General features: G+C 69.3%; 20 protein-coding genes. 8 read left to right on the top strand and 12 right to left on the bottom strand.

Features of this window, described 5'->3' with window-relative positions:
* Nucleotides 1-366: 366 nt before the first annotated feature.
* On the bottom strand, nt 367-1,197 hold the full coding sequence (locus tag AB0J69_RS58110; RefSeq protein WP_364137229.1) for an NAD(P)H-binding protein: 831 nt from the start codon (nt 1,195-1,197) through the stop codon (nt 367-369).
* An 82-nt stretch (nt 1,198-1,279) separates the two neighbouring features.
* On the opposite strand from AB0J69_RS58110, the gene AB0J69_RS58105 reads away from it, so the two are divergent.
* A complete protein-coding gene (locus AB0J69_RS58105; RefSeq protein WP_364137227.1) occupies nt 1,280-2,206 on the top strand; it encodes an AraC family transcriptional regulator in 927 nt (308 codons plus the stop codon).
* A 127-nt stretch (nt 2,207-2,333) separates the two neighbouring features.
* On the opposite strand, the gene AB0J69_RS58100 is transcribed toward AB0J69_RS58105, so the two are convergent.
* The 4 genes from AB0J69_RS58100 to AB0J69_RS58085 all read right to left on the bottom strand — a co-directional run bounded on the left by AB0J69_RS58100 (nt 2,334) and on the right by AB0J69_RS58085 (nt 8,936).
* A complete protein-coding gene (locus tag AB0J69_RS58100) occupies nt 2,334-3,626 on the bottom strand; it encodes an MFS transporter (protein ID WP_364137225.1) in 1,293 nt (430 codons plus the stop codon).
* Nucleotides 3,627-3,915: 289 nt separating this feature from the next.
* Entirely contained in the window at nt 3,916-5,508 is a 1,593-nt protein-coding gene (locus AB0J69_RS58095) for a tannase/feruloyl esterase family alpha/beta hydrolase (protein ID WP_364137223.1), read from the bottom strand.
* 138 nt (nt 5,509-5,646) lie between these two features.
* Nucleotides 5,647-6,297 carry a TetR family transcriptional regulator gene (locus AB0J69_RS58090; RefSeq protein ID WP_364137221.1) on the bottom strand — a complete coding sequence of 217 codons (651 nt, stop codon included), beginning with the start codon at nt 6,295-6,297 and terminating at the stop codon, nt 5,647-5,649.
* 374 nt (nt 6,298-6,671) lie between these two features.
* Nucleotides 6,672-8,936, bottom strand: coding sequence for a DPP IV N-terminal domain-containing protein (locus tag AB0J69_RS58085; protein ID WP_364137219.1), 2,265 nt, complete (start codon nt 8,934-8,936; stop codon nt 6,672-6,674).
* A 108-nt stretch (nt 8,937-9,044) separates the two neighbouring features.
* Between AB0J69_RS58085 and AB0J69_RS58080 the strand changes: the two genes are divergently transcribed.
* Nucleotides 9,045-9,638 (top strand): TetR/AcrR family transcriptional regulator, encoded by a 594-nt coding sequence (locus tag AB0J69_RS58080; protein ID WP_364137218.1) that lies wholly within the window; start codon nt 9,045-9,047, stop codon nt 9,636-9,638.
* A gap of 78 nt (nt 9,639-9,716) precedes the next feature.
* Entirely contained in the window at nt 9,717-9,854 is a 138-nt protein-coding gene (locus AB0J69_RS58075) for a hypothetical protein (RefSeq protein WP_364137216.1), read from the top strand.
* Between the two features lie 94 nt (nt 9,855-9,948).
* Here AB0J69_RS58075 and sigJ read toward each other — a convergent pair whose 3' ends face one another.
* The gene (sigJ, locus tag AB0J69_RS58070; protein ID WP_364137214.1) at nt 9,949-10,881 is read right to left on the bottom strand and encodes an RNA polymerase sigma factor SigJ; all 933 of its coding nucleotides are present in this window, start codon (nt 10,879-10,881) and stop codon (nt 9,949-9,951) included.
* Nucleotides 10,882-11,039: 158 nt separating this feature from the next.
* On the opposite strand from sigJ, the gene AB0J69_RS58065 reads away from it, so the two are divergent.
* Nucleotides 11,040-11,669, top strand: coding sequence for an LUD domain-containing protein (locus tag AB0J69_RS58065; protein ID WP_364137212.1), 630 nt, complete (start codon nt 11,040-11,042; stop codon nt 11,667-11,669).
* A gap of 50 nt (nt 11,670-11,719) precedes the next feature.
* Here AB0J69_RS58065 and AB0J69_RS58060 read toward each other — a convergent pair whose 3' ends face one another.
* The 5 genes from AB0J69_RS58060 to AB0J69_RS58040 all read right to left on the bottom strand — a co-directional run bounded on the left by AB0J69_RS58060 (nt 11,720) and on the right by AB0J69_RS58040 (nt 16,107).
* Nucleotides 11,720-12,091, bottom strand: coding sequence for a hypothetical protein (locus AB0J69_RS58060; RefSeq protein ID WP_364137210.1), 372 nt, complete (start codon nt 12,089-12,091; stop codon nt 11,720-11,722).
* 80 nt (nt 12,092-12,171) lie between these two features.
* Nucleotides 12,172-13,149, bottom strand: coding sequence for an SDR family NAD(P)-dependent oxidoreductase (locus AB0J69_RS58055; protein ID WP_364137208.1), 978 nt, complete (start codon nt 13,147-13,149; stop codon nt 12,172-12,174).
* A 180-nt stretch (nt 13,150-13,329) separates the two neighbouring features.
* Nucleotides 13,330-13,758, bottom strand: coding sequence for a hypothetical protein (locus AB0J69_RS58050; protein ID WP_364137206.1), 429 nt, complete (start codon nt 13,756-13,758; stop codon nt 13,330-13,332).
* A 77-nt stretch (nt 13,759-13,835) separates the two neighbouring features.
* A complete protein-coding gene (locus AB0J69_RS58045) occupies nt 13,836-15,122 on the bottom strand; it encodes a lipase (RefSeq protein ID WP_364137204.1) in 1,287 nt (428 codons plus the stop codon).
* 265 nt (nt 15,123-15,387) lie between these two features.
* On the bottom strand, nt 15,388-16,107 hold the full coding sequence (locus AB0J69_RS58040; protein WP_364137203.1) for a cytidylate kinase family protein: 720 nt from the start codon (nt 16,105-16,107) through the stop codon (nt 15,388-15,390).
* A 310-nt stretch (nt 16,108-16,417) separates the two neighbouring features.
* Between AB0J69_RS58040 and AB0J69_RS58035 the strand changes: the two genes are divergently transcribed.
* From AB0J69_RS58035 to AB0J69_RS58025, 3 genes are read left to right on the top strand one after another with little or no spacing between them, the layout of a single operon-like run.
* Nucleotides 16,418-16,780 carry a metalloregulator ArsR/SmtB family transcription factor gene (locus tag AB0J69_RS58035; protein WP_364137201.1) on the top strand — a complete coding sequence of 121 codons (363 nt, stop codon included), beginning with the start codon at nt 16,418-16,420 and terminating at the stop codon, nt 16,778-16,780.
* Entirely contained in the window at nt 16,764-17,285 is a 522-nt protein-coding gene (locus AB0J69_RS58030) for an SRPBCC family protein (RefSeq protein WP_364137199.1), read from the top strand. Before AB0J69_RS58035 ends, AB0J69_RS58030 begins: the two co-directional genes overlap by 17 nt.
* Nucleotides 17,285-17,950: a dihydrofolate reductase family protein gene (locus AB0J69_RS58025; RefSeq protein WP_364137197.1), complete on the top strand. Its 666-nt coding sequence runs from the start codon at nt 17,285-17,287 to the stop codon at nt 17,948-17,950. Before AB0J69_RS58030 ends, AB0J69_RS58025 begins: the two co-directional genes overlap by 1 nt.
* A gap of 575 nt (nt 17,951-18,525) precedes the next feature.
* Here the strand turns inward: AB0J69_RS58025 and AB0J69_RS58020 are convergent.
* Nucleotides 18,526-19,446 (bottom strand): phosphotransferase, encoded by a 921-nt coding sequence (locus AB0J69_RS58020; protein WP_364137195.1) that lies wholly within the window; start codon nt 19,444-19,446, stop codon nt 18,526-18,528.
* 378 nt (nt 19,447-19,824) lie between these two features.
* Here AB0J69_RS58020 and AB0J69_RS58015 point away from each other — a divergent pair.
* Nucleotides 19,825-20,771: proteasome accessory factor PafA2 family protein (locus AB0J69_RS58015; RefSeq protein ID WP_364137193.1), on the top strand; the 947-nt coding region annotated here is incomplete at its 3' end.

Genomic DNA, 20,771 nt, shown 5'->3' with positions numbered 1-20,771 from the left:
GTCGCCGACGCCGTCGCCTTCCTCGCCTCCGACGACGGCCGCTGGATCACCGGCCAGGTCATCGACGCCAGCGGCGGCCTCCACCTCGGCGCCCGTAGCTGACGCCCCAGCCCCCCGCCACGGCCGCCATGCCGGCCCCACTCGACCAGGACGGTCCCTTCGGCACCCAAGGCCACCGGCCCGCGGCGGCCGCGCGTACGTCCTCGGGCCAGTGCCCGTGCCCTTGGTCCGCGGCCCCGCGTCCGGCTGGACGATCTCCTCCAGGAGCCCGGCGGCCAGCCGGAGCAGGTCCGACTCAGGCTGCTCCGTGCAGCGTCGCCACCCGGCGGCCGGCCTTCCCCGTCGTGCCAGGCATCAGGACCGGCATCAACGCCATGCCCCCGCTGCCGCCGCGCGCGCGACATAGGTCTCGAAATCGCGGGGCGGGCGGCCCAGGACGCGGTGCACGTCGTCGGTGACCTCAGCGGTCACACCGCGGCGCATCAGGTCGAACATCTCCCGGCCGTAGCTTGCGGCCTCGGGGGAGAACCCCTGCGCCACGAGCGCGGCGACGAACTCCTCGGGCGAGACCTCAACGTAACGGACCGGCCGGCCCGATGCCCGCGCGATTTCCTCGACGGCCTCGCCGAAGGTGAGCCCCCGCGGGCCGGACAGCTCATAGGTGCGGCCGGCGTGCCCGGGCTCGGTGAGCAGCGCCACCGCGACGTCGGCGATGTCGTCCACGTCGATGAAGGGCTCCACAATGCCACGGGCGGGCAGCGCCAGCTCACCCGCCATGATCGGAGCGTGAAAGAAATCCTCGTCGAAGTTCTGGCTGAAGTTCGTCGGGCGCAGGATCGACCACTCGACGCCGCAGGCGCGCACGGCCTCCTCGGCCGAGCGCACGTCCAGGCCGAAAGGGGAGTCGCCCCAGGTGTCGGCGCCGCGCCCGGACAGCAGCACGAACCGGCGCACGCCGGCGGCCACCGCTCCGGGTACGAATTCGTGCGCGGGACCCGGCACCTCGGGCGCGATGACGTACACTGCTGAGACACCGTTGACCGCGTCGTCCCATGTGGCCGGATCCGCCCAGTCGAAGCGCACCTCACTCGATCGGGAGGCCGCCCGAACGGTCCTGCCGGAGGCCCGCAGCCTGGCGGCCACCCGCCGGCCGGTCTTTCCCGTGGCACCCAGTACCAGAAATACGTCTTGGCTCATGCATCTCAGCAAACCGTGCCAGACGTGGACTTTCCATGGGTCAAAACCGCGCTTTGCATGTCCATTCGTCTACGCTTCAGCCATGGACGCCTTTGCCGATCTCCTGCGCGGGGTACGCGCCAACGGCTCTGTCTTCGGGCACTCGATCCTGTCGCCGCCGTGGTCGTTGCGGTTCGCCGACGGCGCGCCGCTGACACTGTGCGGCCTGCTTCGAGGCGAGGGGTGGATCATGGCCGAGGCACAGGCGCCTCAACGCGTCACGGTCGGTGAGGCGGTGGTCGTGCGCGGCCCACAACCGTTCTTCTTCGTCGACGATCCGGCCACGAGAGCGCCGGCGGCCACCGACTGCGGAGAGCACGGCGCGATCCCCGCGAACGGCGGCACGGTCCACCGCCTCGGCCGGCGGACGTACGGCGACCCCGAGGGTGCCACGACGCTGATCGTGGGCGCGTATCCGGTGCGCGGCGACATCGGCGAGCGGCTGCTCAAGGCGCTGCCTCCGGTGCTGACCGTGCCCGTGGACGGCGACACCGCCGCGGTGCGCGAGTACATCGCGGCGGAGGTCGCGCACGACCGGCCGGGACAGCAGGTGGTGCTCGACCGCCTCTTGGACTGGCTGCTCGTCTGCACACTGCGCGCCTGGTTCGACCGCCCGGACACCAGCGCTCCGGCCTGGTACACGGCGCTGAGCGACCCGATCGTTGGCGAGGCGTTGCGACTCATGCACGACGACCCGGCGCGTCCCTGGACGGTGGCGCAGCTGGCCTCCCGGACCGGTGTCTCGCGCTCCGCCTTCGCGCGCCGGTTCACCACGCTCGTGGGCCAACCCCCGCTGGCCTACCTCACCGAGTGGCGCATGACCATCGCCTCGGATCTGCTCATCGAACCGGACGCGACCATCGCCGACGTCGCCAACCGCGTGGGCTACGCCGACGCGTTCAACTTCAGCGCGGCATTCAAACGCGTCAAGGGCATGAGCCCGAGCAACCACCGATCACAGCACGCGTGACCGGTCGCATCCACACGCTCATCACTCTCCACGCATGACCAGCGTGACCTCACTCGGCATTTGAGGCCACGTCCCGAAGTCCCCGTCCGCGATAGGTGGCGCTCACCGATCAAGGTGCGGCAGATCGTCACTGCGTGCCGCCCTGCGTTTCGGTGGCGTCCTTGTCCTGGTCGGCAGTGCGCCTGCGCAGCACTCCTGGCAGCGTCAATGCGACAAGCGTGGTGGTCAGCAGGCCCCCGCCACCCGCGATGAGAAGGGTTGTCGGTGCTGAGGTGGCATCCAGCAGGAACCCGCCCGCTATATATGACAGCGCGGCGGCCACTCCGATTGCTCCATAGAGGTTACCGAAGACTCTACCGAGCATTCCTTGAGGGACCAGGCGCTGCAGCATGGTGTTGGTGGCTACGTCCATCGCCGCGATACCGAATCCGCGGATGAACTGGGTCGTGAACGCGGCGGCGACGGCCCAGGCCAGCCCGGTGAGGAGGTTGCCGGCGCTGTTCACCGCGAAGCCGGCGACCAGCAGGGTCACCAGCGACATTCGAGCGCTGTAGCGGGCCGTCAGCGCGTATCCGAAGAGCAGGCCGATGCCGACGGCGCCCAGAAGGAGGCCGACCGCCGAATCGCCGGCCGCGAATGATTCGGTGGCCAGGAGCACCAAGGCGACGTCGTCCACTCCATTGAAGGCCACGATGGCGCAGAAACCCAGGGCGATGACCCGGACCACCTTGGCTGACCTGATGTAGCCGAGCCCGGATTTCGCATCCGCCAGGAGCGAGGCTTTCGTTCCTTCCGGGGAGGGCATCGGGGGAAGCGACCGCAGCCTGAGCAGTACCGCGCCCGCAAGCAGGAAGGAGACGGCGTCGACCAGGAGCACGCCCCGTATTCCGACGAAGGGAAAGAGTGCGGCCGCGGCCAGCGGCCCGAGAGCCTCGGCCGAGTTGGTGCCGAACCCCAGCGTGGCGTTGGCGGTCTCCAGGTCCTTGTCCTGAACCAGTCCCGGTATCGCCGCGCGTGAGGCCGGCAGAAACACCTGTCCCGCAATCGCGCGCAGCCCGACCAGCACCAGCAGCAGAGGTAGCGGCGGCAACGAGAGAGCGATGAGCAGGAGCACCGTCCCCTGTGCCAGCTCACATGCGATCATCACCCGCTTGAGATCGAAACGGTCGCTGATTGCGCCGGCGATCGGGCTGAGAAGCGAGGGAACGAAATCGCCGACGAGCAGCAGCAGTGAGACCGCGATCGCTTGCCCCGTGGTGTCGGCGACGTGGAGCATCAGCGCGACAAGGCTGAGCGCGTCACCGCCCACCGAGATGACTCGTGCCGACCACAGCGAGCGGAATCCTGTGCTGTCGCGCAGTAGCTGTAACCCGCTCGCTCTTCTTGGTTCGGTTCCGGTGCTTCCGTCGGAGACTGACATGCTCTCTTTCTTCCGAGCTGGGCTTCAGGGGCGCTGTGCGTAGTGCGATCGCGGTCTTGAGATGTGCGGGTCCCGCCACCGGCTGCCGTGGTAGTCGAGCATGTGGCAACGGTCCCGTGGCAGGGACCAGCACTGAGGTGGAACTCATCGAGCCGCCTACGTGCTGCCGAGCGGCTTCGCCCTACCCCACTGGCGGTGGTCCAGCGATTGCGGCCCTCATCTTGTGGGGTCCGGGACGGCAACGCAAGAGGGGAGATCGCACCGGGCCACCAGGACGGAGATGCCCGGACTAGGGCGCCACGGGTCCGGGCAGCTCGTGGAGGTGGCTGCCGATCCAGCGGATGGTGTCCGATGACGGACGCCGCGGTGGTGCGGGGACGAAGTTGTCCGCGTGGTCGATGCTGCCGGTGCCGTCGTAGGCGGCCACCAGCGGATGGGGGAAGACCGGTCGTGACCGGGAGACCGCACCCTGCGCGTCCCTGCCCACGGCGATGACCCGGTCGGGCGCCGCGCCCCGTTCGACCCATGTGACAAGCTCACGGAGCGGGTCGAACTCGCTCAGCCGGTAGCCGCCGCCGCAGTGCGACATCGTGGGCACCATGAACAACCGCGCCCACCGCTGGGTCTCCCGAAGGCCGCCGTTGTCCTGTGACAGCCGTTGGTAGTAGTCCACCGTCGCGGTCGCCGGCAGCTGAGGATCGGCCCAGCCGTGCCACAGGATGAGCTTGCCTCCGGCCCGGCGGAACGCGCGGAGATCGAGGCTCATGGCGTTGCCCTTGACGCCTTCGGCGGTCAGCCGGTGGAACTCGGCCGCGGTGAAGGAGGCTTCGGCCAGCGAGGAGTGCGGGGTGCCGATCGGGAATCCGACATACTTGAGGTAGTTGTCCCCCAGCCATGCGGCGAACGAGTTACCGCCCAGTCCGGCGGAGGGCGTGATTATCCCGTCCCAGCCGAGTTCGGAGCCGTGGGTCTGCCAGCCGGGGTACAGCCGGCGCCCGTTCGGGTCCGTCGGCCCCGCGTACAAGGCGCGGGCGATCGCGACCTGACGCGGCGTCAGGCAGTGCGGCTGGTCGGTGCCGGCCGGGCACTGCACCTGCACCGGGTCGAACCGGCAGGCGCGTGGATCATCGATCTGTCCATCGGCCAGTCCATCATGCCGATCGCAGGCCGCCACCACGGCCTTGTGCAAGGCGGGCAGCTTGTCGCTCGTAATGATCGGCTCACCGTTGGCAGCGGTGTTCGTCCGAGCCAGCCAGGGCGCGTAGACGCCGAACAGCGGGCCCATGACGTGGGCCGGTGCGCCGGCGATGATGCCGTCGAAGTCGTGAGGATAGCGCTGCGCCAGTAGCAGTCCCTCCCGCCCGCCGTTGGAGCAGCTGCTGAAGTACGACCGCTTCGGCGGTGCCCCGTAGAACTCGGTGATGATCCGCTTGGCCGCCACCGACAGCACATGAGGCGCGCGATAGAAGTAGTCGTTCCGCGCCGCCTGGTTGTTCGCCGCCCACTGTTCCTCCAGCCCTTGCGACACATGACCGTCGTCAGTGGCTCCGATGGCGACGTCCCCGCCGAGATCCCCTCCGCAGTCAGGAAACGGCAGCTCGGTGATCCGTCCGCAAAACCCGCCGCAGCCATGCTGCACGTAACGGCCCGTGAACGTCTGCAACGGCAACCTGAGCTGGAACTGCACCGCAGGCTCGACGTAGCCGTGCACGTCACAATGCTTCGGCTCGCTCTGGTCGTTCTCCTTGGCCTCCTTGGCGCTCGTGACATGGGTCGTCGCGCCCGGCAGGTCGAAACGCTGCTCCAGGTCGCCGCACTGACGTACCGGCTCGATCACCGGACCGGGCGCGGCGGCGGCGACGGCAGGGATAGGTGTGCCCAATACCGCGATGAGCAAAGCCGTGGTCGTTGCTGCCAGGAAACTCGGTAAGGCGCGCGGATTCATGGTGGCGTCTCCATTTCCAGGGACAGGTAACTAGGGACAGGTAAGGGATGCTTGTCCGCGTGCGGCGCCGAACGTTCAGCGCTGGGGCAGGGCCGGGGCATATTCGGCCAGGCCGCGTTCCAGGAGGGCGCAGGACCGCGTGCAGAGGGTCCGGATGTCGGTGCCGAGCCGGGCGGTCCGGTCCTCGGCGATGCGGCGGCGCGCGTGCTCGGTCAGGGTGCGGTGCACTCCCATCAGCGCGTTCGCCGCCACCTGAGGACCGGGATCGTCTTCCGTCGCCCCGGTCTCCGTCGCCAGGAGCCGCGCCAGGGAGTCGGTGTGCTGTTTGATCGCCTGCTGCTCGCGCGCCTGCAGCGCGGCGCTGCCGGCGATCACGCGGGCGACCGTCCGTGCCGCCTGCAGAGCGGCCTCGTCTCCGGCTTCCACCTGGTCGAGCAGGCCGTTGGCGTCGAGCAGAAAGCGTTGGAAGGCCGCGAGCACAGTCTCTCCGGGAGGCCGCCTGCCGATCGCTTCGATCAACCGTGTGCCGAAGGCGTCGAACGGCGCGTAGAAAAGATCCTCTTTGGTCGGGAAGTAGTTGAAGACGGTCGCCTTGGCGACCTGTGCCTCACGGGCGACCTCGGCGACGGTGACGCCGTCGAATCCCTGCTCGGCGAACAGCCGCCACGCCGTGTCGGCGATCAGCTGCCTGGTCTGCTCCTTCTTCATCTCACGCAGTGACATCATGCCTCCCGTGCTTAGACTAAGACGAAATTTAGTCCAAGTCTATAGTTGGACTTGGACTAGCTATATGCGGGCCTGCGTACAGGCCCGCGGTCGCGGTCGCGCCCGGGCGCCGTACCTGCTCAGCAGCGCGTAGCCGATCACCAGCCCGATGCCGACGGCACTCAGCAGCAGGCCCACCGAGGAGTCCCTCGAACGTCCTTGGAGTCCACGGTGCGGCGAATGCAAGACGGAGATCGCGGTTGATGCGGAGGTTCCCTCGATCCGGCTCTTGGTCTGAGTCCCAGACCGGATGGTCGGCATCATGATCCCGACCGCGGTGATGCCCAGATCCACCTGGCGTTTGATCTTGGTGAATGGGCCGAAGTCGGTCCCGGTCAGCTGAACAGGCTGACGATCAGCTCCATGCTGGGTGCGACCGGTGTGAGGCGATGCCGCGGCGGCTCGACTCCCATGAGGTTGCGGATGAGGAAGTCCCACTTACGCCGGTTGACGTGGTGTTCGTAGCCGATGAAGAAGTGCTCGGCGCCGGGGACCACAAGGAGGTCCACGTCCTTGTCGGCGGCCATCAGCCGTTCGGCGAGCCGGAGTGAGTGGTGGACGTGGACGACGTCGTCCACTCCACCGTGGATCAGCAGGAGCTTGCCGTTGAGCCGGTCGGCCAGTTCCACGTTCGACGAACGGGCCCAGGCGGCTGGGTCCAGGCCGTCGTAGGCTTCGGCGAAGTGCAGGTGGAACAGGCGGGTGTCGTGGTTGCCCGACTCGGCGACCCCGACCTTGAACACGTCGGGGAAGGCCAGCATGGCCCGGACGGCGGCGAATCCGCCCCCGGAATGGCCGGTCACTCCTACCCGGTCGAGGTCCATCCAGGAACGGGTGGCGGCCAGTTGCCGGAGGGCGGCGACGTGATCGGCGATGCCACCCGCGGCGGCCTGGTTGCCGTAGGAGGCGTCATGGAAGGCCTTGTCCCTGCCGGGGGTTCCCCGTCCGTCGACGGCGACGACGACGAAGCCGAGCGCGGCCAGCACCTCGGCCTCCTGGCCGAGGATCCCCGGGTCGAAGGAGGGCGAGACCCGGGGACTCTGCGGGCCGGGGTAGACGTGGTCGATGACCGGGTAGCGGCGGCCGGGGTCGAAGTCGTGTGGCCGGTAGATGACCCCGTAGACGTCGGTGACGCCGTCGGCGGCCGTGGCCCGGAACCGTTCCGGAGGGGTCCAGCCGGTCGCCAGCAGCGGGGTGACGTCGGCTCGCTCCAGTTCGACCAGCACCCGGCCGTCCCACCCGCGCACGGTGGTCACCGGAGGGTGCTCGATGGTGGAGGCCGAATCGATGAAGCAGTCCCCAGAGGGGGAGACGGTGACCATGTGGTGCAGGTCGTCGTCGGTGATGCGGGTGAAGCCGGTGCCGTCGAGGTTCACCCGGCACACGGACTGGCGGTAAGGGTCCTCGGCGACCAGGCCGGAGGCGGCGATGTAGACCTCGCGCGCCGCTTCGTCCACGTGCAGGATGCGCTGCACCGCCCAGGCGCCCGAGGTGACTTGCCGGATCGGTGTGCCGGTGTGCGCGTCGTACAGGTAGAGGTGGCCCCAGCCGTCGCGCTGGGAGTACCACAGCACCTGTGACCCGCCGGCCAGGACCTGGACGATCGGCGTCGCCCCCGCCTGGTTGGGTTCAACGCGGGTCGGGCCGCTCTCGCTCAGCACCGTGCGCACCTGTCCGGTCGCGGGGTCGAGCCGGTTCAGGTGCAGGGAGCGCTGGTCACGGGGCTGGCTCAGGTAGTACACGGCCGAGCCGTCTTTGGCCCACCAGGCCCAGCCTGAGGCGATCGGCGAGACCAACGGCATGGGTTCGGGGGCCGTGCGCGCCTTGACGACGTGGCCGGTCGCGGCGTCGATCACCACGAACTCCCCTTGCGACATGTGGGTGTCGCCGGGGTAGGCGTAGCGCTGGATGATCGGCCGCGGGACGCTGCCGTCGGCCGGCAGCGCCTCCATGATCTGGGTGCGGCGGACCGCGCGCTGGTCGGTGCGGTGGGTCAGCACGCGCGTCGAGTCGGGGGACCAGGCCAGGGCGGGCGGCAGGTGGCTGCGCAACCCGAGCTTGTTCGGCAGCACCGACGGGGCGAACGGCGTGGCGCCGTACTCGTTGTCCTCCTGGCCGTCGGTGGTCAGGGGCCATTCGCGGCCGTCGGCCACCGAGCGCGCCCACAGGTCGTGCCCGCGCAGGAAAGCCACGAGCTTGCCGTCCGGGGACGGCACTTCCAGGAAGCCGGCGCCGTGAGCGGTGTCCCGGGTAGCGGGCGCACACGTGTAGGTGTCCAGCCGGCAGCGCCAGATGGAGCCGAAGGCGAAGAACTCGACCGCGTCCTCGCCCATCTCGATGCCGGAGAACGGTAGCGCGGCCGGGCTTACCTCCTGACCGGTGGCCGCCGCCAGCGCGGCTGCCAGGCGGTGGTGGTCGAAGGCGGGCTCGCGGGATCCGGCGGCGGGGTCCACGAGGATGAAGCGCCTCCCGTCACGGGTGTCCACCGTGTACCAGAAGCGGGCGCCGTCCCACTGAGGATTGACCTTGCCGCCGCGTATCAGCACCGCCCGGTTGTGCCGGAGCAGGCGCTCGGCCGCTTGGTAACGGCTGACGTCCACCGTGATCACTCCATGTCCTCAAGTTGCCGAAACGATTCGTTTCGTCGTGCAGAGTGACACCAGAGATGCCGATATGTCAAAACGATACGTTTCGTTTAGGCTGTGAGCATGACACGAACCCCGAACCCGGACCGTCGCCGGGACCAAAGCCGCAGGGCGACCCTGGCCGCGGCCCTGGAGCTGTGCGTGGAGCGGGGATACGCCGCGGCGACCGTCGATGCCATCGCCGCCCGTGCCGGTGTCAGCAAGGCGACCATCTACCGATGGTGGCCCGCCAAAAGCGCGATCGTCCTGGAAGCGGTCGACGTGGCGGCTCCCATTCCGGAGACGTTCCCCGACACCGGCGACCTGGCAGCCGACCTGTACGCCTGGCTCAGCGGCATCCTCGGCGTCTTCCGCGATCCGCATCTCGGCCCGGCGTTCACCGGCTTGCTGGCTGAAAGCCAGCTAGACGCCCACCTCGCCCAGCAGTTGCGCGAACGGCTGATCGACCACCGGGTCGCCCAGCTCGAGGAGCGCATGTCCAAGGCGCGAGAGAACGGGGAACTCGCCCTCGACGCCGATCTCGAAGTGGCGCTTGACGTCCTTCACTCGCCGATCTACCGGCGGCAGGCCCTGCACTACCCGCTGCCCGACGACGCCTACCTGGAAAGGCTCATCGCACTCGTCATACGGGCCATAGGTCCCACTCACCCCGACTGACGTACATCAGGCCGCAGCTATGGGCAACCTCTCGCAAAACCGACTTCGCAGAACCCGGCGTGCGATAGGTTCCGCGACATGACCGGGCCCGCTGACCCGGCCACCGCCGTCGAACGCTTCGACTGCCCAATGTGCTCCGCGCGAGCCGAGGTTGATGCGTTCCTCGGCCGCGCCACCCCCATGGTCGCCCAGCACGCCCTGCGGCTCGGGGCTTGAGCAGCGACCGAACGGTCAGTGGCATCGTTGGCGAGCCGTTGGGGCTCGGGCTATCGCCACCGACCGTTCCGGTACGGGTGGGGCGTCGGGCGTCTCACAGAGCGCAGGGAGACGCGCCCCAGCCCGTCGTCCAGCGACGGAGTTTGTCGGGGTTGCGTACTACCCAGATGTGCCTGATCCGGTCGCCCGCGACCTCGAACGCGAACACCGTCACGACGACGCCGTCCTGCTGAGCCACCAGACCCGGCTGACCGTTGACCGTACGCTCCAGGAAGGTCATGTTGCCGGGCCTGCGGCGGGCGATCTCGACCCAGGCGCGCGCGATCTGCTCACTGCCCTCGATGGGGTGCAGGAAGGTGGTGGCGAGGCCGCCGCCGTCGGCGATCGCCGTGGCGTCGGGGTCGAGCAGGCCGATGAGGGCGTCGATGTCCTTGGCCTCCCAGGCCTGCTTGAAGTCCCTGACGACGCCGGTGGGCTGGGCTGCCGGGGTCGCGGAAGGCTGCGAGGCCCGGATGCGACGGCGGGCCGAGGAGGCCAGCTGGCGGCATGCCGCCGGAGTACGGCCGACGATCTCGGCCACCTCGGCGAAGGAGTGGCAGAAGACGTCGTGCAGGACGAACGCGACGCGTTCGGCCGGGGTCATCGATTCCAGTACGACGAGGAAGGCCATGTTGACGGACTCGTCGAGGGTGACCCGGTCGGCCGGGTCGGCGACGGTGCCGTCGGGAAGCGGCTCGGGGATCCATTCGCCGACGTAGGTCTCTCGCCGGGCCCGCGCCGAGCCGAGCAGGTTGAGGCAGATGCGGCCGGCGACGGTCGTCAGCCAGGCGCCGGGAGACGCGATGGCGTCCTGCTGCTGCCTGGACATGGCGCACCAGCGAGTGTAGGTCTCCTGTACGGCGTCCTCGGCCTCGGTCATCGAGCCCAGCAACCGGTACGCGAGATTGATCAGATGACGCCGCTCGCTCATGATCGCGTCCAGGCCCGGGTCGGACCGGCCCTGCTCTGGCTCGGATCGGGTGGTCATGGCGCCGTCGGCTCCCTCTGTCGCATCTGTCCTCACCAGTTCGACAAGACGGCGCACCGGAATGTGAGGCGACGCACCGGCCTGACATTCCTGAACGCTGCGTTGTCGAACTGCTGGGACCAACACATCATCCAGCGAACAGGGAGCTCAGAGGCATCATGACCACATCGATTCCGGAAACGCAGTTCGCCGACGCGGCGCCCGGGCAGCGTCTGGAGCAGGCGGCGGCCGCGCTGACCGCGCACGGTTTCACCGTCGAGATCCTCGATGACGCCGCCGCCGCGCGTACCCGTGTCAGGGAGCTGATACCCGACGGAGCCAGTGTGTTCACCGGGGCCAGCGAGACCCTCCGCCTGTCCGGCATCGATGAGGACATCAACACCAGTGGGCGATACGAGGCCGTCAAGCCGCGCACCCTGGCCATGGACCGCACCACCCAGGCGGACGAGATCCGGCGGCTGCGCGCCAGCCCAGACGTCGTCGTGGGCAGCGTCCACGCGGTCACCGAGACCGGTTCCCTCGTGGTCGCCTCGGGCAGCGGAAGCCAGCTGCCCAGCTATTCCGGCGGCGCCGCCCGTGCGATCTGGATCGTCGGGGCGCAGAAGGTGGTGCCCGATCTGAGCGTCGCGCTGCGTCGCGTCGAAGAGCACTGCCTGCCGCTGGAGAACGCCCGCACCCAGGAGGCCCATGGGTGGCCCAGCGCCATCAACCGCCTTCTCATCCTCAACGCGGAATACCAGCCTGGACGCGGCACCGTCCTGCTGCTCCGCGAAACCATCGGATTCTGAACCACCCGTCGGGCAGCGGGCCCAGATCCTCCGCCCGGATTACAGGCCGATCAGACGTTGCGTCGGGTGTCTGAGTGCTGGTCAGCGAGCTCGCCTGCGACGACAGCCTGGTCAGCTCGGGCACGCCGCCGCTCACCGGCGTCGACAACGTCACCGGCTCCGCCTCGGGCGACCTGTTCGCGGCCGAACGGCGGGAACATGGAGATCCGCCTGATCACGTCCGATGACAAGATCGCGCCGTTCCTGCGGGTCAACGGGCAGAGCGCGTCGGAGATCACCGGGCCCGCCTTCAACCCGGCCGGTGACCGGGCGTACTTCTCGTCCCAGCGCGGGACGCCGGGGTCGTCGTCCGGCGGCATCACGTACTGCGTGACCGGCCCAGTGCCGGAGCCGGTCTGGGTGCCCACGTGCCGTACGTCCACACGAACGTCGGCGCCCCTCAGCGTGGCAACGATGCCGGAATCTCCGGCACCGCCGGGTGACCGGCTTGCCGAATCCGAAGTCACTCCTCGCGACGGCGCATGTCGGGAAACACGGCCGCCAGGGTCGGGCTGTCGGGCCGGTACAGGTCCAGCGGGTCGGCACGCATCGCCGCGTCGAGCGCGCGGGCGTCATCACCGACCAGGATGCGCCACGTGCCAGCGCGTACGCCATCAAGGATGACGGTCGCGGCGTCGGCGGCCGACAGCGGCGCGGTGTCGCGAAACCACTCACCCATGCTCTTGACCGCAGCCCGAACCTCCTCATCACTCAACCGGTCGGCGGGAACGCCCGCGAAGGCGGCGGCGAGCACGCGGGCGTCCGCGAGCTCCTCGGCGGTCATGTCGTCAGGCTCGGAGTGGCCGTGGATCCGGCGCGAGTTGATCACGATCTCCGTGCTGACGTGCCCCGGCATCACCAGCGCGACCCGTACGTGCGGCGCGTTGATCCGCAGGTCCGTCAGCATCGCCTCGGAGAAGCCCTTCACGGCGAACTTGGCGGCACTGTACGCGCTCATCGGCAGACCGGGGCCGGCCGCCCAGAACCCGTTGACACTGCTGGTGTTGACCAGGCACCCCTCATCACTGGCGATCAGGAGCGGCATGAACGCACGCGTGCAGTTGTACACCCCGCCCCAGCAGACGCCGAACGTACGCTCCCACTCGGCTCGGGGGCTGGTGACGAAGCTGCTGCCGCCGCCGATGCCGGCGTTGTTGAACAGCAGGTTGATGTGGTGGGTCCGGTGCCGCTCGACCACCTCGTCGCGGAACCTCGTCACCTGAGCCTCGTCCGACACGTCGCAGCGGTGGGTGGTGACCCGCACATCGCCGCCGCCGGGTGCGGCTTTGGCGGCTCGGTCGGCGGTGACGGCCAGCCCGGCCTCGTCGACGTCGCACGCGGCGACCGAACAGCCTTCGGCGGCCAACTGAACGACCAGTTCGCGTCCCATCCCGGCGCCGCCTCCGGTGACGACGGCCATCTTTCCCGTGAACGACCTCATCGCTCACCCCCTCCGTCGCTGACCACCCTCGCACGTACCGGGGCGGCCATCAACGCCTGGTCCACCTCACAACACCCGCCTCGTCGTCGCCCGGCACCGGCCACACGTGGCAGGCTCCTCCCTATACTCCAGTCCTGACCGTTCGACCAGGCCAGGCGCTCCTTCCGCGGAGAGATCCCATCAGCGGGAAATTTCCGCGGTGATGTGCGCAAGAATCCGGCACCGGCTGGCGCCCGGTTCGCGCGCCAGGTAGAAGATCCTGTCGCCCGCCGGCGTGAAGTCCGAGTACTGCGGGAGCGCGCCGCCAAGCTCGCGGATCCGGGTCAGCAGCTCCTCCCGGCGGGGCAGGGTGTCCAGCTGCTCGCGGGCATGGCTGGCCTGGCCGTCGAGCCAGCGGTTGTCGGCCGCTTTCAGCTCGATGCTGGTCGCGCCGGGGGTGGCGACCGGCTCGGAAGCCTCGGCCGGCCAACGGTGGAGCGGCAGCGAGGCGATGGTCTGCCGCGCGACCACCGTCCATCTGGACATGCCGTCGTTCCCGGACATCGCCGGCCGCATTGCCACCCTCCCGACCAGGAAGCAGCCGTGACAGCCCTCCGCATCGGCGAACACGGTGATCTCACCCCGGTAGTCCTGCCCAACGGGCCCGCCGCCCGGGTCGCCGATGCGGGGAAGGTCCTCTTCAGTCCCTAGTCGATGAAGTCGATGTTCGGGTGCCGCGGGGATTCGCCGTCGAACAGATGCCGGTCCCGTCCGCGAAGGTGCAGATCGAAGAACGCGCCGATGTAGTCCCGTTGCGCGGCCAGCGAACGACGGGGATCGATGGTGCCGATGACCGCCTCACGCTTGTCCGGCGCCACGCGCGCGCCGAGTTGCGGCACGATGATCTGCAGATCGCTGTAGCCCATGTGCGTGCTGCCGCCGCGCAGGAGCAGATCCCGCTTCCAGCCTCGCTGGTTGGCCCAGAAGTCCGCCCAGCTGCGGTCGAATTCGGGATGCCGGTGCGTGTGCTCGAGCGGTTTGCCGTTCTCGTCGACGCCCTCGGCGCCCATCAGGAGGAACGGCCTGTCCAGGCCGCGTTTCGTGACTTCGCCCGGCACGTAAGGAGTCCCCGGGGGATAGCCGAACGCGGTCGCCATCGCGCCGTCCAGGTTGATCCCGGCGTCGATACGGCGGTCGTGGACCATCGTCTCGCCCGCGGTGAACCCGCCGTAGGAGTGCCCGTAGGCGCCGACCCGGGACAGGTCGAGCGACCGGCCGAGCCCGCGGGGGAGCGGCCGCTTCCCCGCGTCGGGGTTCTCGCCCCGGGTGATCTTCGCGAGCTGGTCGAGGACGAACCGGCTGTCGGCGACCCGGGCGTCGAGCGCCTTCTTCTCGAATTCGGGGCCTTCACCCCCGGACACCGCGAGTTCCAGCCGCCCGCCAGGAAACTCGACCGCCACGCTCTCGTAGGTGTGCGAGAGCGAGACGACCACGTAGCCGCGGCTCGCCAGATCGTCGACGATCGCCGTGTACGTCTCCCGCGGGCTGCCGAAGCCGGGGGAGAAGAGCGCGACCGGCTTCGGCGCCCCGTGCGCCACGGGGACGCCGATCTTGGCCCTTCGCTTCGCCGATGCCCAGTCGATGGAGCCGGCCGGGAGATCGAGGTAGTCCTCGCCCGCCAGCGCCTGGTCGATGACGGTGCTCATGCCGGGCGTGAGCCACGGTGCCCGCGGGCCCCCGGCGAACCGGTCCGCCGGGTAGGTGACGGTGACCATGAGTTCCCGGCGCCGTTCCGGTTTCCACGGATCGGGGCGGGACGGGTCGAGGAGGTGGAGGTCGGTGGTGCCGACGTCGTACTGGCCGGTGAGGGCCGGCGCGGTGAGCTCGGCCTGCTCCGCCGCCACGGCGGGAGCGGTCGCGGTGAGCCCGCCCGCGAGCGCGAGGCCCGCGATCAGCGCCGAACCCCGCACCACCCAGGTGTGTCTCGATGACACTGCTGGAGTCCTTCCGGATCGGGGCGGCCCAGCGGTCGCCTGTTTCCGACCCTGGCAGCGCCCCGGCACTACGCGCATCCTCCTTCGGATGGAGCCGTCTCATCCGTGAAGGGCACGGTAGGCCGACGCGGCCCGGGGTGCGGCGCCACCTCTCCCGTGCCGATCAGTGTCCGGCCGTCGAGGAACCGCGTCCCCACCGCGGATGTTCGTGGGCTGGGCACCGTGGCCGGACGAGACGGCCGACTCAGGGGGGCCAGAGCAATCGTCAAATCCTGTATGTCGATGAGTGTGGTCGGACTTCCCAGGTCGGCCGTTGGAGCTGGTCGTTGTACACGATGATGTCAGCGTGGTCGGTTGGGCGGGCTGTGGCGAAGTAGAGCTGTTGGGAGGGGATGTAGCGGTTGCGCCAGGACCGTTCGATTTCGGCGGTGTCGGCGGTGGATCCGGCCAGCGCTGTGCCCCGGTCCCGGGCGCGATCGATCGTCTGCTCGAAGGGGACGGACACGAAGATGCGCAGGTCCCACCGGTCGATGAGTTCTGGGCGCAGGAGGAAGACGCCGTCGAAGAGCAGTACGGCGTCTGCGGGGGCGGTGGTGGCCGGCGGGGTGGATGGGGTGTCGGTGTCTTTGTCGTAGACCGCGTGTTGGAACCTTCGGTCTCCGCTCGGGCCCAGCGGATCGAGCAGGACCCGGCACAGCGCGGCGTGGTCGTGGGCGTCGAAGTAGCAGCCTTCGGCCGAGTACTGGCCGCGTCGGTAGCGCTGTGCGCGGGGGAAGAGGAAGTCGTCGATGCTCGCGCGGATGACGGCGCGGTCCTGCGCGCGCAGGACGACGGCGAGCTCGTCGGCCAGCGTGGTCTTGCCGGCCGCGGGCGGCCCGTCGATGGCGACCCGCAGCGGGTGCTCGGTCGTGACGGACCTGATCGCCTCGGCCAGCCGACCGATGAGCTCGCCGCGGCTGCCTTGGTTCCTTGCTGTCTCTCTCACGGTGTCTCTGTCTAGCACCGCACCTCAGGCTGCGGTGGCCGACTCGCGTTCGACGGGAACGCCTCGTTCGAAGCGGGCTCCGGCGCGAACGAGGCCGACGAGGTGGGGTGCGTGACCGCCCGCCAGCGCAGGAGCAGCATCCGGTGAGCCCAGGCCAGGTCGCCGTTGCGGTCCTGGTGGCCGGCTGCTCACGAGCCACGCGTTCCCGCACCTTCCTTCGTCACGGTCAGGTTGGCCAGCCGGACCAGCCCGAGCCGGCCGTTGGTCTCACAGCCGTTGACGCATTCCGATATAGGCATATGATGACGCCATGGCACGAGCGGCGACGACCTCGGACGCGTTCAATGCGATCGCCGAGCCGCAGCGGCGGGAGATCCTGGTGCTGCTGCGGGGCGGCGAGCGGCCCGTGACCGAACTGGCGCGGAACCTGGGGATGACCCAGCCACAGGCGTCCAAGCACCTGCGGGTGCTCCGCGAGGTCGGGCTGGTGCGGGTCCGCGAGGCGGGCAAGCAGCGGCTGTACGGCCTCGACGCCCACGGGCTGCGGCCGGTCCACGAGTGGGTGGGCGGCTTCGAGGAATTCTGGAACGAGACCTTCGACCGGCTGGACGAGTACGTGCGAGATCTGAAACAGGCAAAGCAGGAGGAACCACCGGATGACGACGACCAGTAGCGGCGGCGCGCCCGACCACACGACCGCGGACCGCGAGATCGTGGTCTCCCGGGCCATCGGCGCCCCACGGGAGCTGGTGTTCGAGGCGTTCACGCAGGTCCGGCACCTGTCGCGGTGGTGGGGACCGGAAGGGTTCACGACCACGACGCGGTCCTTCGAGTTCCGCGTCGGCGGAGCCTGGGCCTTCGTGATGCACGGGCCGGACGGGACCGACTACCAGGAGTGGATCACCTGGACCGAGATCGTCCCGCCGGAGCGGATCGCGCTGGTGCACGGCGAGTCCCGCGACGACCCCAACGCCTTCGAGTCGGTCCTGACCTTCGAGCCGGCCGGCGAGGAGACCCGGATCGTGATGCGTACGGTCTTCCCCACCAAGGAACTCCGTGAGGAGGCGGTGGAGAAATACCACGCGATCGAGGGCGGCGAGCAGACCCTGCGCAACCTGGAGCTCTACGTCGCCGAACTCACCTGGAACGAGACCACACCGAAGGGAGCGGAGGGCTGATGGCCGGGAAGGTGTTCTTCAGCGTGACGATGTCGCTCGACGGCTTCATGGCGCCGGAGGCCGTGCCCGTCGAGGACGTCTTCTCGCCCGAAGGTCAGAACGACCCGAGGGTCCAGCGCTGGATGACGAAGTGGTCGGAGCTGCAGGCGTGGGCGTTCCCGCAGCGGTGGTTCAGGGAGAACCTCAAGCTCGGCGAGGGCGGCGAGGAAGGTCTCGACAACGACATCGCCCGGGCGACGTACGAGCGCACCGGTGTGAGCGTCATGGGCAAGCGGATGTTCGACGCCGGCGAGCTGGCATGGCCGGAGGAGGCGCCGTTCCACACCCCGGTGTTCGTCGTGACCCACACCAGGCGTGACCCGTGGGAGCGGCCGGGCGGTACGACCTTCCACTTCGTCAACGACGGCATCTCCAGCGCACTGGACCAGGCCCGCGAGGCCGCCGGCGACCGCGACGTGCGCATCGCCGGCGGCGCCGAGACGATCCAGGAGTACCTGGACAGCGGCCTGATCGACGAGTTCTCGATTACCCTCGCGCCCGTGCTGTTCGGCACCGGCATCCGCCTGTTCGACCGCGTGGACACGTCCCGCCTCACCCTCGACCAGACCCGTACGGACACTTCGCCCCGGGTGACCCACCTGACCTACACCGTCGGAAAGCGGTAGCCGGCGCACCACATCCGGGGCCTGCGCACGATCACCTCCACCGGCGCGTCAGCTGTCGGCAGAGGCCGACAACGCGAGGCTGAGGCCCAGGTGTACACCGCTCTGCGCGACGGAGAGGCCACCCGGCGCACCCACCGCGGCGGCGGCCTCCGCCTGGCCCTAACAGTGGACTTCGCACCGGTTCCCGCCTCTTCGGGCGGGTGCCGGTGGGATCCTCAAACCGGCAGGGGGAGACGTCATGGGCCCGGAGAACATCACTCCGACGGATACCAGCAGGGACGGCTCCATACCAGCGCTGACCGGCAGACTCACCGCGCGGTCCCGGGTCAACCGGCTTCGACATCCCATGTTCCTCGCCGACGTCGACCTCGACAGTGAGGAAGACCGAGCCGCCCGGCATCGCGGGAGCGTCAGGCCGCACGCTCAAGAGCACTTCGGCGAGGGCCGATGATTGTCTGGGGTTGTCGAACGTACTTGCTGGAGGGTCGTCAAGGCACGTCAGGCAAGTAGACCCCAGCATGCCGAGCATGGTGAGGTCCGCGCGAAGGCATTCGAGCGCGTGAGGAGGCGATCGATCAGCGATGGGCCGTTGCGATGAGGCGTCGCAGTGCCGCGTGGGCGGGTGGGCCCCACGTGGCCTTGCCGCCTGGCCGGCCGTGGACGCCGGCGTCGCCGACGTGGAGGCCGACGAGGGCGCGGATCACGGCCCAACCACGGGCGCGGCGCAGGGTCGCGGCGTCCGGGGCCGGCTGGTAAGCCGCATAGAAGCGGTCAGCGGTGCCGTCCGGCAGCAGCGTCCAGGCGGCGGAGAGGTCGCAGGCCGGATCGCCCGCGAACAGGGCGCCGAAGTCGATCACGCCGCAGATGGTGCCGTCCGCGGTGAGGACGTTGGCCGGATGCAGGTCGCCGTGAAGCCATAGCGCCGGGCCGGCCCAGCCGGGTGCGGCGGCGGCGTCGTCCCAGACGGCGCGTACGGCGTCCGGGTCGGGGATGAGCCCCAGCTCGGTGGCCGAGGCGAGCTGCTCGGCGACCCACTTGGAGGAGCCGGCCAGCGGCCCTCCCCGGCCCTGGCCGACGGTGTCCACCTCTTCGGGGGCGGGTTGGTGAAGAGCGGTCAGGAAGGCGGCCAGGGCGTCGGCCGCCTCCGCGCCGCGCGTGACGGGGGCGCGGTCGGCGGGCTCGCCCGGCACCCAGGTGGTGACGATCCAGGGATGCGGAAATCGCGCGGAGGGCTCGCCGAGGCGCTGCGGGACGGGAACCGGCAGCGGAAGGCGCGGGGCGAGAGCGGGCAGCCAGGCGTGCTCCTTGAGCAGCAGCTCGTCCGCGGACTCCGTCGCCTGGGGCATCCGGACGGCGAGGTCGTCGCCGAGCCGCCACAGCTGGTTGTCCCAGCCACGCGCGCCGAGCCTCACAGGGTAATCGGCAAGGTCGGGGTGCTGGTCACGCAGCAGATCCCGCACCAACTCCGCGGTCATCTCGATCTCGGTGTGCGTCATGCGGAGCAACATTAGCCGGATGGCGGCCCGCCCGGTTTCTCCCTGGTTCAAGGATTTCAGACCAGGAGTCCCAGGGTTTCGGGTGCTTCCCAGACGGTCAGCTGCCGCTCAGGGTCGGATTCCTCCTGCGCGCACTGGTTGGTCAGATCGGCGAGGGCGTGCCGGTCCTGCGCGGGAAAGGTCCTGCAGGAGAGAGATCACTGGCTCGAGCATCTTGGCACTTCACGTTCGGCCAGTTCATGGCAACTACGAAGAGCAAGATCGTTCTCACGACAATGGCTGTTCCGCTGTTCCGAACGCCGGATCCGACGGCCGGCGTTCGTACCCTTCGACGCCGATGATCTGGGCGAGCCCGTGATGGGGGAGTAGCGTGAGGCAATGGATCGTCGCATCTTCGGCCTGGAGAACGAGTACGGCGTCACGTGCACGTTCAGGGGCCAGCGCAGGCTGTCCCCCGACGAGGTGGCCCGGTACCTGTTCCGGCGGGTCGTGTCCTGGGGCCGCTCGAGCAACGTCTTCCTCCCCAACGGCGCCCGTCTGTACCTGGACGTCGGCAGCCATCCCGAGTACGCCACCCCCGAGTGCGACAACGTCATCGAGCTCGTCACCCACGACAAGGCCGGGGAGCGCATCCTGGAGGGCCTGCTCGTCGACGCCGAGAAGCGGCTGCGCGAGGAGGGCATCGCGGGTGACATCTACCTGTTCAAGAACAACACCGACTCGGCCGGCAACTCCTACGGCTGCCACGAGAACTACTGTGTGGGCCGGCACGGCGAGTTCGGCCGGCTGGCCGACGTGCTGATCCCGTTCCTGGTCACCCGGCAGATCATCTGCGGGGCGGGCAAGGTGCTGCAGACGCCGCGCGGTGCGGTCTACTGCGTCTCGCAGCGGGCCGAGCACATCTGGGAGGGCGTGTCATCGGCCACCACCCGGTCCCGGCCGATCATCAACACCCGGGACGAGCCGCACGGTGACGCCGAGCGGTTCCGCCGGCTGCACGTGATCGTGGGCGACTCCAACATGAGCGAGACCACCATGCTGCTCAAGGTCGGCGCCACCGACCTGGTGCTGCGCATGGTCGAGGCCGGCACCGTGATGCGCGATATGAGCCTGGAGAACCCGATCCGGGCCATCCGCGAGGTCTCCCACGACATGACCGGGCGGCGGCGGGTCCGCCTGGCCAACGGGCGCGAGGCCTCCAGCCTGGAGATCCAGCAGGAATACCTGTCCAAGGCGAAGGACTTCGTCGACCGCCGCGGCGGCGACGCCATCGCCCACCGGGTGCTGGAGCTGTGGGAGCGCACGCTCAACGCGGTCGACACCGG

It is taken from the genome of Nonomuraea sp. NPDC049709, from assembly GCF_040674815.1.
Lineage (GTDB): Bacteria > Actinomycetota > Actinomycetes > Streptosporangiales > Streptosporangiaceae > Nonomuraea.
The sequence above is the reverse complement of the archived record's forward strand: the minus strand, read 5'-3'. Positions and strand labels throughout refer to the sequence as shown.

Excerpts from the sequence above, each read along its gene's own strand:
- AB0J69_RS58065 (WP_364137212.1), top strand. The coding sequence starts at position 11,040 with ATGACCACATCGATTCCGGAAACGCAGTTCGCCGACGCGGCGCCCGGG.
- AB0J69_RS58105 (WP_364137227.1), top strand. The coding sequence starts at position 1,280 with ATGGACGCCTTTGCCGATCTCCTGCGCGGGGTACGCGCCAACGGCTCT.
- AB0J69_RS58100 (WP_364137225.1), bottom strand. The coding sequence starts at position 3,626 with ATGTCAGTCTCCGACGGAAGCACCGGAACCGAACCAAGAAGAGCGAGC.
- AB0J69_RS58025 (WP_364137197.1), top strand. The coding sequence starts at position 17,285 with ATGGCCGGGAAGGTGTTCTTCAGCGTGACGATGTCGCTCGACGGCTTC.
- AB0J69_RS58075 (WP_364137216.1), top strand. The coding sequence starts at position 9,717 with ATGACCGGGCCCGCTGACCCGGCCACCGCCGTCGAACGCTTCGACTGC.
- AB0J69_RS58055 (WP_364137208.1), bottom strand. The coding sequence starts at position 13,149 with ATGAGGTCGTTCACGGGAAAGATGGCCGTCGTCACCGGAGGCGGCGCC.
- AB0J69_RS58080 (WP_364137218.1), top strand. The coding sequence starts at position 9,045 with ATGACACGAACCCCGAACCCGGACCGTCGCCGGGACCAAAGCCGCAGG.
- AB0J69_RS58035 (WP_364137201.1), top strand. The coding sequence starts at position 16,418 with ATGGCACGAGCGGCGACGACCTCGGACGCGTTCAATGCGATCGCCGAG.
- AB0J69_RS58020 (WP_364137195.1), bottom strand. The coding sequence starts at position 19,446 with ATGACGCACACCGAGATCGAGATGACCGCGGAGTTGGTGCGGGATCTG.
- sigJ (WP_364137214.1), bottom strand. The coding sequence starts at position 10,881 with ATGACCACCCGATCCGAGCCAGAGCAGGGCCGGTCCGACCCGGGCCTG.
- AB0J69_RS58090 (WP_364137221.1), bottom strand. The coding sequence starts at position 6,297 with ATGATGTCACTGCGTGAGATGAAGAAGGAGCAGACCAGGCAGCTGATC.
- AB0J69_RS58030 (WP_364137199.1), top strand. The coding sequence starts at position 16,764 with ATGACGACGACCAGTAGCGGCGGCGCGCCCGACCACACGACCGCGGAC.
- AB0J69_RS58110 (WP_364137229.1), bottom strand. The coding sequence starts at position 1,197 with ATGAGCCAAGACGTATTTCTGGTACTGGGTGCCACGGGAAAGACCGGC.